The 14,440-nt window shown below is 62.5% G+C and carries 16 protein-coding genes and 3 pseudogenes; 9 read left to right on the forward strand and 10 right to left on the reverse strand.

Going from position 1 to position 14,440, the window contains the following annotated elements:
• Positions 1-6: 6 nt before the first annotated feature.
• Positions 7-438: pseudogene (locus ACR3FF_RS27385) on the forward strand (DUF8121 family protein); the annotation flags it as partial.
• 31 nt (positions 439-469) lie between these two features.
• A complete protein-coding gene (hutH, locus tag ACR3FF_RS02890) occupies positions 470-2,041 on the forward strand; it encodes a histidine ammonia-lyase (RefSeq protein ID WP_458185882.1) in 1,572 nt (523 codons plus the stop codon).
• Between the two features lie 9 nt (positions 2,042-2,050).
• On the opposite strand, the gene ACR3FF_RS02895 is transcribed toward hutH, so the two are convergent.
• From ACR3FF_RS02895 to ACR3FF_RS02905, 3 genes are all read right to left on the reverse strand, one after another.
• Positions 2,051-2,287, reverse strand: a complete 237-nt coding sequence (locus ACR3FF_RS02895; protein WP_458185884.1) for a hypothetical protein — start codon at positions 2,285-2,287, stop codon at positions 2,051-2,053.
• Positions 2,288-2,450: 163 nt separating this feature from the next.
• Positions 2,451-3,104, reverse strand: coding sequence for an RPA family protein (locus ACR3FF_RS02900; protein ID WP_458185885.1), 654 nt, complete (start codon positions 3,102-3,104; stop codon positions 2,451-2,453).
• A gap of 1 nt (position 3,105) precedes the next feature.
• The gene (locus ACR3FF_RS02905) at positions 3,106-4,035 is read right to left on the reverse strand and encodes a replication factor A (protein WP_458185887.1); all 930 of its coding nucleotides are present in this window, start codon (positions 4,033-4,035) and stop codon (positions 3,106-3,108) included.
• Positions 4,036-4,250: 215 nt separating this feature from the next.
• Here ACR3FF_RS02905 and ACR3FF_RS02910 point away from each other — a divergent pair, with 215 nt between their 5' ends.
• The 4 genes from ACR3FF_RS02910 to ACR3FF_RS02925 all read left to right on the forward strand — a co-directional run bounded on the left by ACR3FF_RS02910 (position 4,251) and on the right by ACR3FF_RS02925 (position 6,844).
• Complete coding sequence (locus ACR3FF_RS02910; protein ID WP_458185889.1) at positions 4,251-4,562, forward strand: DUF7091 family protein; 312 nt, start codon at positions 4,251-4,253, stop codon at positions 4,560-4,562.
• A 286-nt stretch (positions 4,563-4,848) separates the two neighbouring features.
• Positions 4,849-5,445, forward strand: coding sequence for an HdeD family acid-resistance protein (locus tag ACR3FF_RS02915; RefSeq protein WP_458185891.1), 597 nt, complete (start codon positions 4,849-4,851; stop codon positions 5,443-5,445).
• A 101-nt stretch (positions 5,446-5,546) separates the two neighbouring features.
• The gene (locus ACR3FF_RS02920) at positions 5,547-6,536 is read left to right on the forward strand and encodes a mannose-1-phosphate guanylyltransferase (protein WP_458185892.1); all 990 of its coding nucleotides are present in this window, start codon (positions 5,547-5,549) and stop codon (positions 6,534-6,536) included.
• Between the two features lie 44 nt (positions 6,537-6,580).
• Positions 6,581-6,844: a hypothetical protein gene (locus tag ACR3FF_RS02925; RefSeq protein ID WP_458185894.1), complete on the forward strand. Its 264-nt coding sequence runs from the start codon at positions 6,581-6,583 to the stop codon at positions 6,842-6,844.
• Positions 6,845-6,880: 36 nt separating this feature from the next.
• Here ACR3FF_RS02925 and ACR3FF_RS02930 read toward each other — a convergent pair whose 3' ends face one another.
• From ACR3FF_RS02930 to ACR3FF_RS02950, 5 genes and pseudogenes are all read right to left on the reverse strand, one after another.
• Positions 6,881-7,543, reverse strand: coding sequence for a Dph6-related ATP pyrophosphatase (locus ACR3FF_RS02930; RefSeq protein WP_458185896.1), 663 nt, complete (start codon positions 7,541-7,543; stop codon positions 6,881-6,883).
• Between the two features lie 22 nt (positions 7,544-7,565).
• The gene (locus ACR3FF_RS02935; RefSeq protein WP_458185898.1) at positions 7,566-8,351 is read right to left on the reverse strand and encodes an SDR family oxidoreductase; all 786 of its coding nucleotides are present in this window, start codon (positions 8,349-8,351) and stop codon (positions 7,566-7,568) included.
• 22 nt (positions 8,352-8,373) lie between these two features.
• Positions 8,374-9,063 (reverse strand): Tfx family DNA-binding protein, encoded by a 690-nt coding sequence (locus ACR3FF_RS02940; RefSeq protein WP_458186004.1) that lies wholly within the window; start codon positions 9,061-9,063, stop codon positions 8,374-8,376.
• Between the two features lie 37 nt (positions 9,064-9,100).
• A pseudogene (locus ACR3FF_RS02945) lies at positions 9,101-9,358 on the reverse strand (TRAM domain-containing protein); the annotation flags it as partial.
• Between the two features lie 164 nt (positions 9,359-9,522).
• Positions 9,523-9,831 (reverse strand): hypothetical protein, encoded by a 309-nt coding sequence (locus ACR3FF_RS02950; protein ID WP_458185899.1) that lies wholly within the window; start codon positions 9,829-9,831, stop codon positions 9,523-9,525.
• Positions 9,832-10,019: 188 nt separating this feature from the next.
• Here ACR3FF_RS02950 and ACR3FF_RS02955 point away from each other — a divergent pair, with 188 nt between their 5' ends.
• Positions 10,020-10,454: a hypothetical protein gene (locus tag ACR3FF_RS02955; RefSeq protein ID WP_458185900.1), complete on the forward strand. Its 435-nt coding sequence runs from the start codon at positions 10,020-10,022 to the stop codon at positions 10,452-10,454.
• A gap of 16 nt (positions 10,455-10,470) precedes the next feature.
• Here the strand turns inward: ACR3FF_RS02955 and ACR3FF_RS02960 are convergent, their stop codons facing one another.
• Positions 10,471-11,466: a radical SAM protein gene (locus ACR3FF_RS02960; protein ID WP_458185902.1), complete on the reverse strand. Its 996-nt coding sequence runs from the start codon at positions 11,464-11,466 to the stop codon at positions 10,471-10,473.
• Between the two features lie 48 nt (positions 11,467-11,514).
• Positions 11,515-12,333 carry an alpha/beta hydrolase gene (locus ACR3FF_RS02965; RefSeq protein ID WP_458185904.1) on the reverse strand — a complete coding sequence of 273 codons (819 nt, stop codon included), beginning with the start codon at positions 12,331-12,333 and terminating at the stop codon, positions 11,515-11,517.
• Between the two features lie 172 nt (positions 12,334-12,505).
• On the opposite strand from ACR3FF_RS02965, the gene ACR3FF_RS02970 reads away from it, so the two are divergent.
• Both ACR3FF_RS02970 and ACR3FF_RS02975 read left to right on the forward strand, forming a co-directional pair.
• Entirely contained in the window at positions 12,506-13,606 is a 1,101-nt protein-coding gene (locus tag ACR3FF_RS02970; RefSeq protein ID WP_458185906.1) for a DUF373 family protein, read from the forward strand.
• Positions 13,607-13,889: 283 nt separating this feature from the next.
• Positions 13,890-14,366: pseudogene (locus ACR3FF_RS02975) on the forward strand (IS110 family transposase); the annotation flags it as partial.
• Between the last annotated feature and the right edge of the window lie 74 nt (positions 14,367-14,440).

Below are 14,440 nucleotides of genomic sequence, written 5' to 3' on the forward strand. Positions count from 1 at the left end.
TTCGAGGACGACGAACGACTCCTGAACGTTGGCATCGAGTACGGTTCGCCACTGGGGAGCGGTCTCGTCCCACTGGAGTTCCACACGTGGCACAGAAACGACACGCACCTGAAACGGTTCCGCGTCGAGTTGCGGTTCGGGCGGTCACCGGCTGGCGTTCCACCGGACGTGTACTTAGACACGTTCGACAGCAGCCCGGACCCGAAAATCGACTTTCACGACGACACCGACGAGGGAACGACCGTGCTCGACGTTCCCGACCTCGGCCCGGTCGGCGTCGGCTCCATCGGAGTGAACTTCCTCGTTCGACCGCACGGGTGGTTGCTAGACGAAATCGGCGTCCGTATCCGAGAGGTCGTCACGGGCACGGGAGTGCTGGATGGACGTTACGTCGCAGAGGTAGACGACCGAGTCCCGTTTTCGGGCAATCGACGGTGACTGCTCGAAGACGAACTGAGGTGAGAGTACGATGACCGAAATCCGAATCGACGGCGAATCACTCACACCGGAAGGCGTAGAGCGAGTGGCACGCGACGATGCGACGGTCTTCGTCCCCGACGAAGCCCGCGAACGAGTTCGAACTGCCCGCGAGCGCGTCGAAGAGGTCGTCGAGAGCGGCGAAGCCGTCTATGGCGTCAACACCGGCTTCGGCGAACTGGTGGACGAACGAATCCCCCGCGAGGACATCGAGACGCTCCAGGAGAACCTCGTCAGGAGCCACGCCGCCGGTGCGGGCCGCGAACTGCGCCGCGAGGAAGTCCGGGCGATGATGGTCGGGCGCGTCAACGCGCTCGTCAAGGGCTACTCTGGCATCCGCGAGGTCGTGGTCGACCACCTCGTGACGATGCTAAACGAGGGCGTCCACCCCGTCGTCAAATCGCGCGGGAGCCTCGGAGCCAGCGGTGACCTGGCACCCCTCGCCCACCTCGCGCTGGTGTTGATGGGCGAAGGCGAGGCGACAGTCGCCGAGGAGCGACTGGACGGCGCGGACGCGCTCGAAACCGCCGGGCTCGACCCACTTACGCTCGCCGCCAAGGAGGGACTGGCGCTCATCAACGGCACCCAACTGTCGGTCGGCCTCGCCGCTCTGGCCGTCCGCGATACGGAGCGAGCGATTCGGGCGGCGGACGTCGCCGGCGCGCTCACGACCGAGGTGACGATGGGAACCACCGCGTCGGCGGATTCGGTCATCGCCGACGTTCGCCCCCACGCGGGCCACGCCGAGAGCGCGCGGAACGTCAAACGACTCACCGCCGACTCGAAAATCGTCGAATCCCACCGCAACTGCGACCGGGTGCAGGACGCCTACTCGATTCGCTGTCTTCCACAGGTTCACGGCGCGGTTCGGGACGCCGTCGCGCACCTCCGCGAGGCAGTCGAAACCGAACTCAACAGCGCGACCGACAACCCGCTCATCTTCCCTGCCGATTCGGTCAACAGCCGCGCGAGCGGAACCGGCGACGCCGCCGTTCTCTCGGGCGGCAACTTCCACGGCGACCCGCTCGCGCTCCCGCTGGATTACCTGACGAACGCCGTCACCGAACTCGCGGCCATCTCGGAGCGCCGGGTCGACCGGTTGCTCAATCCGAACGTCCAGGAGTCACACCTTCCGCCATTTCTCACCGAGCACAGCGGGCTTCGCTCTGGATACATGATCGCCCAGTACACTGCGGCGGCGCTGTTGAACGAGAACCGCTCTACCGGTCGCGCCTCGATGGACAACACTCCTGTCAGCGGCAATCAGGAAGACCACGTGAGCATGAGCGCACAGAGCGCGTACAACGCACGTCGGGCAGTGGAAAACGCGCTCGCTGTCGTCGGTATCGAACTCCTCTGTGGTGCACAGGCCGCGGAATTCGTCTCGGACGAACTCGAACACGGTATCGGGACTGGCGCGGCCTACGACGCAGTTCGCGAGGTCGTGCCGCCGCTCACCGACGACAGGCCCATCCACGACGACATCTCCGCCGCCGAGACGCTCGTCTGGTCCGGTCTTCTCGAAGAGCGCGTCGAAGACGCACTAGACGAACCGCTCGAGTAGCGACTGCCATCAGTCGGCTTCCGGTCGCCACGCCGTTCTCGTGTCACCGCCCGTCCGGGGGGTGCCAGTTCTGTCGAGCGCCCAGACGCCGTGTTCGTCGCACTCGAATACCCGCCGAAAGACCCGCGTCGATTCCGAACCGCAGTCGGGGCAGGGCCGTGCTGGCCCTTCGGCGGACGTATCAGCTTCCATCGCGTCGTATACGTCCTGCCAACTACCGCTCGGTGAGCTACGTTCGTCGGGCATCGCTCTCGATGGGCTGGGTCGTTCGTCGCACGGTCCGTCGCTGTGTGTCACACATCATGTGGAATTCTGACGTTTGGCGTTCTGTGCCAACCGATATCGGTCGATAGGCGGTGCTCTGTGACTACTATCTGCGCGTTCGATACCTCTCGAAAGAGGTGAAACGCTACTGTACCGTCGTTTCGGTCTCGTCGCTTTCGTCGGACTCGCCAACTCCGTCAGCTGTGTCGGACTCGTCGTTCGAATCGCCGCTCGTACCGAGACTTTCCAGCGCCTTGATGGCGTTGTCCCGATACGATTCGATGGCGGCGTCGTACTCCTGTTTCGCCATCGCGGCGTAGCGATTCGAGTCGTCGTCGAACGTTTCGATGCGTTCGAGCGTACGCTCGGCGGTTTCGACCACCCAGCGGTCACGCGTCGACTCGTCGACGACGGTGATGGATTCGGGGCGGAGGGAGACGTTCACGGTTCCATCGTCCGTCTCGAACGTCCGGGGCTTCCCGGCGATGGCGACGTAGGCGGGTGGTTCCAGTTCGCGGAGCATCGCCGCGGCGTCCGGCTGGTACTGGCCCGCGTAGACGAAGAACGTGTCTCCGTTCGGGTCGACGACTCGCCCGCGCCAGTACTCGTTGTCGTCGCCGACGTCCTCTTTCTCGGTGAGGGTTCCGACGACGAACACGCGGTTCGCCCGCTCGCCCGTGGGGAGGAGCAGGTAGACCGGTGCGCGTTCGTCCTCCGACTCTTTGAACGTGTAACTCGCGTCGTTGAACTCGGCCGCGAAGGTGCGGCGTGCGACTTCTCTGGTAGGTGCTTCACTCATGTTACATCGACCTCGCTTTGATGAGAACCGCTTCGACATCCACTGGTTCGTCGAGGAGTTCGACATCGTTCGCCAGCAGGTACCGACCCATGGTCGGGCCTGCCACGCGGTAGTAGTGGCCGAGCGTCATCTCGCGCATCTCGTCGGCCACGACGGTCGTGTCGAGCGCGTCCATCGCCATCTGCTTGGCTTCGTCCAGTTCGGTGCCGGTCAGTTCCTCGGTCGCTTCCCGGTTGAAGATGACCTCGTGAACGTCGACACCGTCGTCCAGGACGCCCTTGATTCGAAGGTCGAACTCGCCGTCCACTTCGCCGTGTTCGGAACAGCGCCCGTTCTGGAGGACGCGCGTGCAGTCCTCGTGCGGGCAGCGTTTGATGAGGCCGCTGCCGGACTGGATGTCCACCAACGCACCCTCGACCTCGGATTCGTTGTCGCCGACTTCGATGTCGGTGTCGAGTTCCTCGATGGTCGTCGTGCGGTTGAGTTTTACCGAATAACGACCCTGATACTCGTCGGTGACGACGTTGCCGAGCCGGTAGACCTTGCCCTCCTCCAGTTCTGGGAGGTCGGACTTGGCCCACTTGGTGAACTTGATGGTGCCGCTTTCGTCGCCGAGCAGGCCGACCTGGCCGACGGCGTCGCTGCGCGGTTCCCAGAGGTCGACGACCTTGGCGGTGAGGTTCACCCACTGCTCGTCGGTTTCGATGTCTGCGGCCTGCACTTCGCTCGTCCCGCCCGTGCGGATGTCGTCGCGTTCGAGTCCCGCCTCGTCCAGGTAGTGGCTGGTGACGCTTCGCCGTGCCTCTTCCATCGGCACTTTGTACTCGTTGACGAGGCTGTCGAGACGCGAGGCTACGTCGTCTACAGTTACGTCGAGATGGTCGGAGAACTGTTCGTGTATCTCTTCTGCGTGCTGTCGCACATCGGTCATGGTTGCTCCGTCTCCGCTTTGGTTTCAGTGGGAGACGTATCGTGGTTGGTGCGCGATGATATAAAAGGTTACGTGCGCATGCAGAGTGAAAGTGAAAGCGCTGGAACTGGCCCTTCTCGAACCCGATCTGGGGACGTCGAAGAACGCGCATTCCGTCCACAGGACGCCACACCGTTCGGGGAAACCTTTCGTTCCCCCACCACCAAACGAGGGGTATGGACGACCGCCTCGAACGCTTCCTGCGCAACAAGGTTCGGGAAGCGGGCAAGAAGTACGCCGAGGCCCGCCAGTCGGCAGACCGACAGGTGAAGGAAGCCAGAGAGGCCTACCGAAACGCCCACGACACGACGCTCGCGGACCTACCCCAGGACGAACAGGGTCGAGCGAAGATCGTCTGCCGACGGTACGCCGAACGCCGGGCGGTGGCGCTCGACGAGATGAGTCGCCCGGCCTGTTTCGATCCGGACCATCCCGATTGCGAGGGTTGCGTCGAAGACATCCACGAGAGGACCATCGAGACGTGGTGAGATACAGGGTCTCGACTACCCGCTCTGGACGGCCGTTTTTCTCGCAGGTTCCGAACCGAACGACCGTTCAGTCGAGAAATGGGACGTTTCCCGACCACGCTCGAACGACGACAGTTCAGAAACCAATCGTGTCTGGTTGAAGGATGGAGACACGGCGCCATTCTTCGATATACGGGGTGTCCTCCCACCCGATTCTCTCGGCAAATGGTTTCGTCCCGGAGATTTCCTTCAAACCAATCTACTAATTTATATACTATACTAGCGTATGTGATACTTGGAGATACAAATGAGTACTGAGATGGAGAGCGGTGCGAAAGTGGTATCGGGTACTGAAGAGCCGTGGCGAGGAGCCATGGTGGCGGGTGCGATAATCGCGGTGATCGGCGTTCTCGCCATCTTCTCGCCCTTCGTGGCAGGCGTTTCCCTATCGATTCTGCTCGGCGCGCTACTGGTCGTCGGGTCGTTAGTCCACGTCGGTCGCGCCTTCTCCGGCGGATGGAAGCGATTCGTTGGACAGGGACTCCTCGCGGTCATCTACGCCATCGCGGGTATCTCGCTGATGGCGAACCCGGTCGTCGGACTGACGACGCTGACCATCCTGGTGGCGGTGTTCCTGTTCGTCGAGGGTATCGTCGAAATCGTCATGGGCTTCCAGGCTCGCGGTGAGCGTGGCTGGGGCGGACTCGTCGTGAGCGGTGTCCTCGCTCTGCTCATCGCCAGTCTCATCTGGGTCGGATTCCCGTCCAGCGCGCTGTGGGCGGTCGGTCTCCTATTCGGAGTGAACCTGCTCGCGACCGGCGTTTCGATGATGTTCATGGCCCAGGGAACCCGAACCGCGGCCCGCGAAGGGGTCGTCTCGGAGACGGAACCGCGCGGCGCCTGAACGACGACCACTCGTTTTTCGAACGACGTTCCAGAGAGAGGAGTTGCGACCATCGCGCGTCGATAGGGTGATTTTAGGCACCTCCTTCCCTTCGCCGAGACATGAACCGTCCGCTCGTCGCGCTGGTGATGGCCGGTGGAACCGGCACGCGACTCTACCCCGCGAGTCGAAGCCATCGCCCGAAACAGTTCCTCTCGCTCCTCGGTGACGACTCCCTGCTCGCTCGAACCGTAGAGCGCGCAGGCTTCGCCGACGAAACGTTCGTCTCTACCGCAGCGGAGCACGCCCAACTCGTCCACGAACACGTACCCGAAGCCGGTGTGCTCGTCGAACCCGACCCGAAGGACACCGGTCCAGCGCTCGTCTACGCCGCCCACCGAATCCGCGAGCAGGTCGGCGACTGCGTTCTGCTCTGTCTGCCGAGCGACCACCACATCGCGGGCGACTTCGAGACCACTGTCCGTCGCGCTGCCTCGGTTGCAGTTGAAACGGAGGGGGTCATCACCGTGGGTATCGAACCGACTCGTCCGGCGACGGGATACGGATACATCGAACCCGGACCCGACTACGGAAGCTACTTCGAGGTCGAACAGTTTCGTGAGAAACCCGATGCCGAGACCGCAGACCGATTCGTCGAAGAGGGTTTCTACTGGAACGCCGGCCTGTTCGCGTGGACGCCGGATGCCATCCTGCGAGAGGCACGCGATTCCCCACTTTCCCCCCTCGTAAACGCGCTCGAAGACGGCGACCCCGAACGCGGATTCGACGCCGTCGACCCTGTGAGCGTCGATTATGCCGTGATGGAGCGGACCGACGACGCCTACGTCGTCCCCGCCGGGTTCGAGTGGGACGACCTCGGGTCGTGGGACGCGCTCGAACGACTCGTCTCCGGCGAGAACGTTGTCCTCGGCGACGCCCTCGCCATCGACGCGAGCGGAAACGTCGTCGCCAGCGACAAGCACGTGAGTCTCGTCAGCGTGGACGACCTGGTCGTCGCGGCCTACGACGACCGCGTGCTGGTCGTCCCGAAATCGGACGCTCAGCGCGTGCGCGAGGTCGTCTCGGCATTGCGCGAAGACGGCCTATTTTGACTAGCCATCACCTTTCTCCGTCTCCGCGTGGAAGCCGAAACGCTATGACGCCATCCATCCAGTCGGTCGAGACGGAAGACGAGTACATCCACGTCCGATTCCGCGACCCCGACGAGTTCGACACGATTCGAACGCCCGATTGGGCCGAGCACGCCGCACAGGACGTCTCCGAGGGGGCGGAGGTCCGAACTGGAAAGCAGGAAGGAAGCGACGACTGGGAAGTCCAGAGCGTCCTGATAAAGAAACAGGCTGGCGAGGATACGGCTCGCGACGAGGCCAAACAGATAGTCGAGAAGATAGAATCCTGACTACCCGTCACTAATCGTAGCGAGCCGTAGCGAGGCCTATCGCAGGTCGCAGTAGTGATACTCGCCGTCACCGACGCGACGCGTAACCGTTTTTCCGACCTCCACCGACACAGGCACGTCGAACACCGGGCCGTCCCGGACGAACGTGTGAAACTCGCCGTTTTCACCGCACGGGTCGACGTCGTCCGAGAGGTCGGCGAGAAATCCTGTATCGAGGTCTCGGCCAGCGAACGACGTGTCCAACGTGGAGCCATCCACGGCGACCACGGTCGCCCGGAATCCGGCGTCGAGAAACGACCGAATCTGGTCGGCGGTGTCCCTCTCCCAGAGCGGCCAGACGCCTTCGATTTCGGTCTCTGCGAGTCGCTTCTCGCGGTAGCTTCGGACGTCTTCGAGATAGAGGTCGGCGAATGCGATTCGGTCGATGCCACTGGATGCGTAGTCGGCCATCACGGTCGCCATCCGCGATTCGTACTCCTCGTTCGAGCAGTCTTCGGGAAGTTCCACGAACCGAATCGGGAGGCCGAGGCTATCGGCCTGTCTCTCGTACAGCTCTCGGCGCACGCCGTGCATGCTACTTCGACCGTTCTCGGAGATGGTCGTGAGTAGTTCGCTCACGTCGTCTCTGCCGAGTTCGTACAGTGCGAACGCAGCGTCCTTCCCGCCACTCCACGAGAGCACCGTCGTCGGGTTCGCCATGGGTTGGATTTCGTTTCGGTGTTCAGCTTCGTAGCCGCCCTCCGTCGACGGGGAGCGCTGCTCCGTTGATGAAACTCGCCCGGTCGCTGGAGAGGAACGCGACTGCGTCGCCGAGTTCCATCGGGTCGCCGACCCTGTCCAGCGGGATGTCGCTCGCCCAGTCCGCGAGGCCGTCTTCGTAGCTGTCGTACTCGCCGCGTTCGAGGGCAGCTTCCACGAGTTCCTGAATCCGGGGCGTCTCGTGTGCGCCCGGGAGCACCGCGTTCACCCGAACGTCGGGGGCGAACTCGCGGGCTTGCGTCTTCATCAACCCGACGACACCCCGGCGAACCGCGTTCGAGAGCACGAGTCCGTCGATGGCTTCTCGGACGCTCGTCGAGGTGATGTTCACGACGGTTCCCGCATCACTTTCGACGAGATGGGGGTGTGCCCGCTTTGTCAGCCAGACGACGCTCATCACCAACAGGTCGTAGGCGGCGTACCAGTCGCGTTCGGTCGTGTCGAGAAACGGCCCGCTCGGTGGTCCGCCCGCGGACGTGACCAGGTGGTCGAGACCGCCGAACTCGTCTACGGTCGCCTCGATGAGCGACTCGACTTCGTCCGGGTCGGTGATGTCGGTCGGAACCGCGAGGACGGTTCCCTCGCCCATCCCGTCGATTTCCTCTTCGGCGGCTGCGAGGTCGTCTTCGCCGCGCGCGCAGATGACGACGTTCGCGCCTTCACGGGCCAGTGCTTTCGCGCTCGCCAGCCCCAGTCCGCTCGAACTCGCCGTTACCAGTGCCGTGTTGCCCTCCAATCCGAGGTGCATAGTTCCTCGTCACCGAGGGAGGCTAAAATTCCTCGGGAACCGGCTGTCGAACTGTCACCTCGCCCTCGTGTGTGACGCCGATGAGCAGCGGTTCGCGAACTTCCCGTCCCTCGATAGCGGCACCGGCCTCGTCGCTGATTCGTTTCATCAGTTCCGGGGCGGCGTGGTTTACCTTCACTCCCGCCTCGTCGCAGGCTTCGTAGACCCACGAGGGAACGTCGTAGAGGTCGGTGTTCGGCTCGACTTCGACTCGGACCGGAGCACGGAGTGCTTCCGCGAACGCCACTGTCTCGCGGGCCTTACTGACGTTTTCGCGGGCACTCGACTCGATGCTAGAAACGTTCGCACGTGACGTGCCGAGGCGGTCGGCGATGTCCGCTTGTGGCGTCCCGTGTTCGCGGAGCGCCAACACCTCCGCCTGTCGCCGCGTGAGCACGCTCGTCTCGGCGTCGAACCCTGATCGCCGGAGAACGTCGTCCACGTCGAGTTTTTCGCTCATCTGGTTTCCTCTGGTGTGTTTGACTGTCCGTCCTCCACTCGCGAAAGACTGTCCACCGGTGGGATTATCCGCCCCAGAAGTTGTCTCGACTTCCGAGGTGTTGGCGGCGACTCTTGCGGTCGTCGTCCCGTGCCGTCTCCTGTTCTTCGCTCTCGTCGTCTCCCTCGTCGGGGTCCATCGGGAGACGTTCGACGGGGTCGGCAGTCGCGTGATTGCTCTTGACGTTCGTGATCTTCACTTTCGCACGAGCGTCGGGCAGGATACCGTCGACGAGGACGATGAATCCGTCTTCGGTGCGTCCCACGCCCGATCCACTCTCGTGGATGTCGTCGATTTCGACGACGACCTCCTCGCCCAGTTTGACCGGCGCGGTTTTCAGTTCACGGATGGGTTGGCTGTAGTGGTTGCACCACTCGGCACCACCGCGGTCGCCGTAGTGATGACAACCCATTCCGTCGATTCGTTCCTCGAAACTGGGGCAGTCGTCGGCGAGTGGACAGTCTGGCATGGTGTAGAATCTAGTGGCACGGGTCTAAACACTTCCGCAACCTTTTGCTGCGGTCGGGTGCCAGCGGGCGCGCGACAGTACGCGCACCCGCTGGCCTTCCTCCCTGGCAAAAGGTTGATCAAAAGCGCGGCGGCCTCCCAATGGTCGGCCTTGCGCCCGCTCGCTCAGTCACTCCGCTCATTCACTCGCGGTGTGTGTGCTAGCTCGCTGGCGGTCGATTGGCCTGCTGATTTCTGGTGGGTGTGGTACCGGCTACTGCGTGGCGGAAGGCCGCCCAGCCGCGTTCGATACGCGGCGATGGCGATTCGTGCCGACCGCACGAATCGCCCGAGCAACCGGGGAGGGGCGGGGACGCCGCAGACGAGCGGCCCCGACGGTTCGGACCGCCCGTCAGCACGCGGTTGCGGAATGGTGTCCTGGCGATCCCTGCTGTGCCGTGGTTCCTGCTGTGTCGCGAGTCCGGTCTTCGTCACGCTGCGGTGCGGTCTTCACCGACCACCTTCGCCGTCGGAAATTACGAACTCGTGACCACACGCTGTCGGTCTCCCGACTCGGAACTCGGACGCTCACCATCGTTTCGACTTCGGCCACGCTCGTTTCTGTCGAAAATCATGGGTATAGAATACGAAAAGTATTCTATATCCATCAGACACGTGTGAGTATGAACCACCCTACCCCCAATCAGTTGCTCGTCCTCGGACTCGCTATCGGGTTTCCACCGTGGATTCTCTCGCTCTTCAGCGGGTTCGCTACCGGTGGCGTGGTCGTCGGTACCGGGTTCGGACTGTTCGCTGGAAACGCCGTACTCGCCCTCACCGTCGCCTACTACGCCGAAACCGATTCACGACCGATGTCGGGGTCGACGAGAGTCTTACTCGGACTCCTGGGCTTCTTCGTCGTGTTCGCGTTCGTGTACTCGATTCTACTCCTCGGGCGGCCTCTCGTCGGATTCGGAATCCTCGTCACGCTCGGCCCACTGTTCGCCGTCTACTATGCGTTCCGGAGACGGCCTGCCGACGCCGACTCTGCGAGATTCGAAGAAACAGAATGGGTGTCAGAAGATTCCGAATCGGCGGAATCAGAATCGAGCGAGTGACCTCACCCGGCCGATTTCAGGCCAGCGGCGTCCGTTCCACGACCTGCCCGTCGTAGGTCGGATACTGCTCGACGATTTCGCCGCGCTCGACGTCGCCTTCCTCTATCATCTCTTCGAGTAACCACCACGCGATCTCGATGTGGTCGGACTTGACCGTATAGAACTCCTCGGGGACGCCGAGTTCGACGAACTCCTCTTCTGACGTCCACGTCTTGCCGTAGACGAGGGTGCCGTCGTCGGTCACGTCGTCGAACTCCCGGCGAATCTGACGAGCCATGCGTTTCAGGCGGTTGCGATGCTGGGCGGCGTCCTTGAACACCGAAGTGCAAAAGTACACGCGCGGGTGGTCGCCCATCACGTCCAGAATCTCCTCTTTCGACCCATCGACCGCGGACATGTGGCCCTCCTGCAGTTCGTAGCCCGCTTCCTGCATTCGGCGGTAGTTGCCCTGTGACATCTCGAACTCGTTGACGTTACAGAACTCCGCCGCGCCCTCGTCCAGGAAGTCGAGGAACTCCTCTTCGGCGCGGATACCCGGAATCTCGAAGGACGGGGTGAGTCCCTCCTCGCGGGCGATGTAGAGGATGTCTTCCCACTTGGTGCCGTGGAGTTCACCCCACTGCTCGTAGGGCGGATGGAAGCGAATCTCGTCCAGTCCGGCCTCCGAGAGGCGGCGCATGTTCTCCCGTCCGCCCGTGATACCGGTGTAGAGGTGGGTGTGGTGGTCCTCACCGAACTCCTCTTTCAGCATCGAGAGGTACCGGCAGGTCTTGTTCATCGCCTCCTGTGGTTCACCGCCCGTGATGGACGTGCCGAGGGCGTCCATCCGCTTTGCCTCCCGAATCACGTCTTCGTCGTCCTCGACGAGTCGCTCGTTGGCGTACACGTCGGTCACGTTCTTCCGGTTCTCACCGAGTGGGCAGTAAAAACAGTCACGCTGGTCGCAGTAGCCGTAGACGAAAAGTACCATCTTGCCACCTTCGGCGCACTGTTCACAGCCCTTGGAAATCATTCGTTGTCGGCTTTTACCGCCCGAGCTTAAAAAAGCGTGCGAATCGCGCTACTGGTCGCCACAGACCGTCTTCAGGAATTCGTTCATCAACGACCTGATCGCGTACGGATTCGACTTGAAGATTTCCTGTCCGTGTGCGCTCCCGCTGAGCATCTCGTGGCGCTTGGGCCGCGAGGCATTCTCGTACATCTGTTTTGTCGTCTGGACGAATCGGTCGTCGTCTTCCGTGGCCACGACGAACAACTTCCACCCTTGCATCTGGCTGGCAACGTCCGCCGCCTTCCCGGGCGAGAGTGCGAGCGTCCCGTCGATTGTATTCTCTTTCGCCTGCGCGTTCGCACGCACGACGGCATTCGCGCCCGCGCTCGCACCCACGAGCACTACGTTCTTCACGCCGACTCGCTGGCGGAGATACTGAACTGCCGCGAGGACGTACTCCGCGGTCGTGCTCCCGTCGTCCAGATTCAAGTCGATGGTGAGGCAGGTGTACCCCTTCTCGGCGAGTCTCCGCGCCTCTGGGAGCCAACTCTTCCGGTCGAAGCCGGCCCCGTGGGCGAAGACGATGCCACACGAGCCATCACCGAGGAGTGTTCCCTGAACCGTCGCGCCACCGCTGGTGGCGAACTGGACGTCACCACCGCCTTCTGGTGGCGCAGTTCCGGTGATCGTCTCGTCGGTCGTCTCGTTCGTCGTGGCCGTTTCACTCGACGTCGTCTCTCCGGCTTGCGTATCGGTGGTTCCACCGTCAGTGGTTCCGCTGTCGGTCGTCGTCTCGTCGCCAGTGAGGGACGAGCATCCTGCGAGACTTGCGGTGGCTGCGACCCCGACCGTGTAGAGGAGGCGTCGGCGCGTCGGCGTTCGACTCATGGGTATCACACTCGTTCATGGCAGTATTATTATCCGCTGCCTAATGTCGCTCTATACGTCGTTTTAGCTGAAATATTCCTCAGGTGGTCGGCACATTTTGACAATATCGAGGCGGCGGTTCCGCCCCGTCACTCCCGAAAACAGTTAAACATCCCCCGCGTACCAACTGTCCATGCTGTTGGTGTTGTGTGTCGACCTCGACGACGACCTCGGTCGGAAAACCGACTTCGATACTCCAGTCATCGGTCGAGACGCAGTCGAGTCTGCCGCGGTTGCGCTCGCCACCGCCGACCCCGAAGACAGTGACGTGAACGTCATGTTCGAGGGTGTCCACCTCTACGACCGAATCCAGGCGGACGAGAGCGTCGAAGTAGCCGTGGTCACCGGCAACGAGGGTGGCGACATCAGTGCCAACCGAGAAGTCGGCGCGGAAGTAGACACCGTGCTGGCGAGCATCAGCACGAGCGAGGAGATAACCACCGTCATCGTCACCGACGGAGCACAGGACGAGAGCGTCGTTCCGGTGATTCGCTCGCGCGTTCCCGTCGACGGCGTCCGGCGAGTGGTCGTCCGGCAGGCCCAGGACTTAGAGTCGATGTACTACACCATCAAACAGGTGCTGAACGACCCCGAGACGCGCGGAACGATTCTCGTCCCACTCGGTATCCTCCTGCTCATCTACCCGCTCGCACTCCTCGCGGACAGAAACGGGATGCCCGGTGCCGTCGTGCTCGGTGGGACGTCCGCCCTCCTCGGACTGTACGTCCTCTTTCGGGGCCTCGGCCTCGAACGACTGGTCGACCGCGCCGCAGAGAAGACCCGGACGAGTCTCTACGCCGGTCGCGTGACGCTCATCACCTACGTCGTGGCTGCCGCCCTCCTCGTCATCGGCGGCGTCAGCGGCGTGGAGACGCTCGAGGCCGTGCGAGCAGAGTACGAGGGCGTCGAAATCGGCGCGCTCAGGGTGCTCGCGTCGCTGGTCTACGGCGCAGTGGTGTGGTTCTCTGCGGCGGGTATCACCTCTAGCCTCGGCCAGATAACGGACGAGTACCTCGACGACGAGTTTGAGTGGCGCTATCTGAACGCCCCCTTCTACGTCCTCGCCATCGGCGGCGTTTTGTACGCCGTTAGCGCCTACTTCATCGACCGCGCCTCACTGGAGTTTCTCGCGGGGATGCTCACCGCGGGAACGCTGCTGGGACTGACCAGCACGCTCGTCTTCGCCATCGCCGAATCGCGGTACTCGCGCTCCGGGCAAGCGCGAGCGAGTTGAGCCACCTTGGCCCTATTGGAATCCTCAAACGATAACACGTTTCAGTAGCCGTGCTGACTCGATGGAAATTCTGCTATCCCATCGGAGCGTAAATCAAGCATGGGACGCAAGAGACCGAGCTGTATTCCGCGCCGGAGAGCGCGTGGTGCTGACTGGTCCGAGTGCGAAAGAAGCCGAGTTATGGGCGCAACAGCCCGGATGCCGCGCCTCGCGGCATCCGGGAAAGCCCGCATAGGTGAATTTCTGGTTCACGCACCGGCGTTCTATCCCGGAGGTACAGACCATGTACCTCGGAATCGACTTACACAAGCGGTACGCACAGGTGGCAGTAATGGACGACGCTGGCGAGATTGTCGAGGTTCGCGTTCTTGACGCGAACCTCGACGACCTCGCCCAGCGATACGCTGGGTCTCGTGCGGTGATCGAGGCGACCAGCAATTACTACCACGTTCATGATACTCTCGCGGAGTACTTGGACGTAACCGTCGCTCATCCAGGCAAACTGACGCTCATCGCTCAGTCGGACAAGAAAACTGATCGCGTCGACGCAAAAGAACTCGTGCGGTTGCTCCGGCTGAACTCCGTTCCGGAGAGTTACGTTCCTCCCGACGAGATTCGGGAAGCCCGCGCACGAGTGCGCGGGCGACAGACATTGGTCGAAGATCGGACCAAATTCGCCAACAAAATCCACAGCTTGCTCGCCGATAACGGCATCACGAGGAAAGTAAAACCGCTGAGTGTCGAGGGACGAGAGTTCCTCGCTCTTGTGGACGCTGTGGAAACGGGGTCTGCACGTTTCGACACAGAAACAGGAAGCTCCCACCGCAACAAGTG

Source organism: Haladaptatus ordinarius (assembly GCF_054177595.1).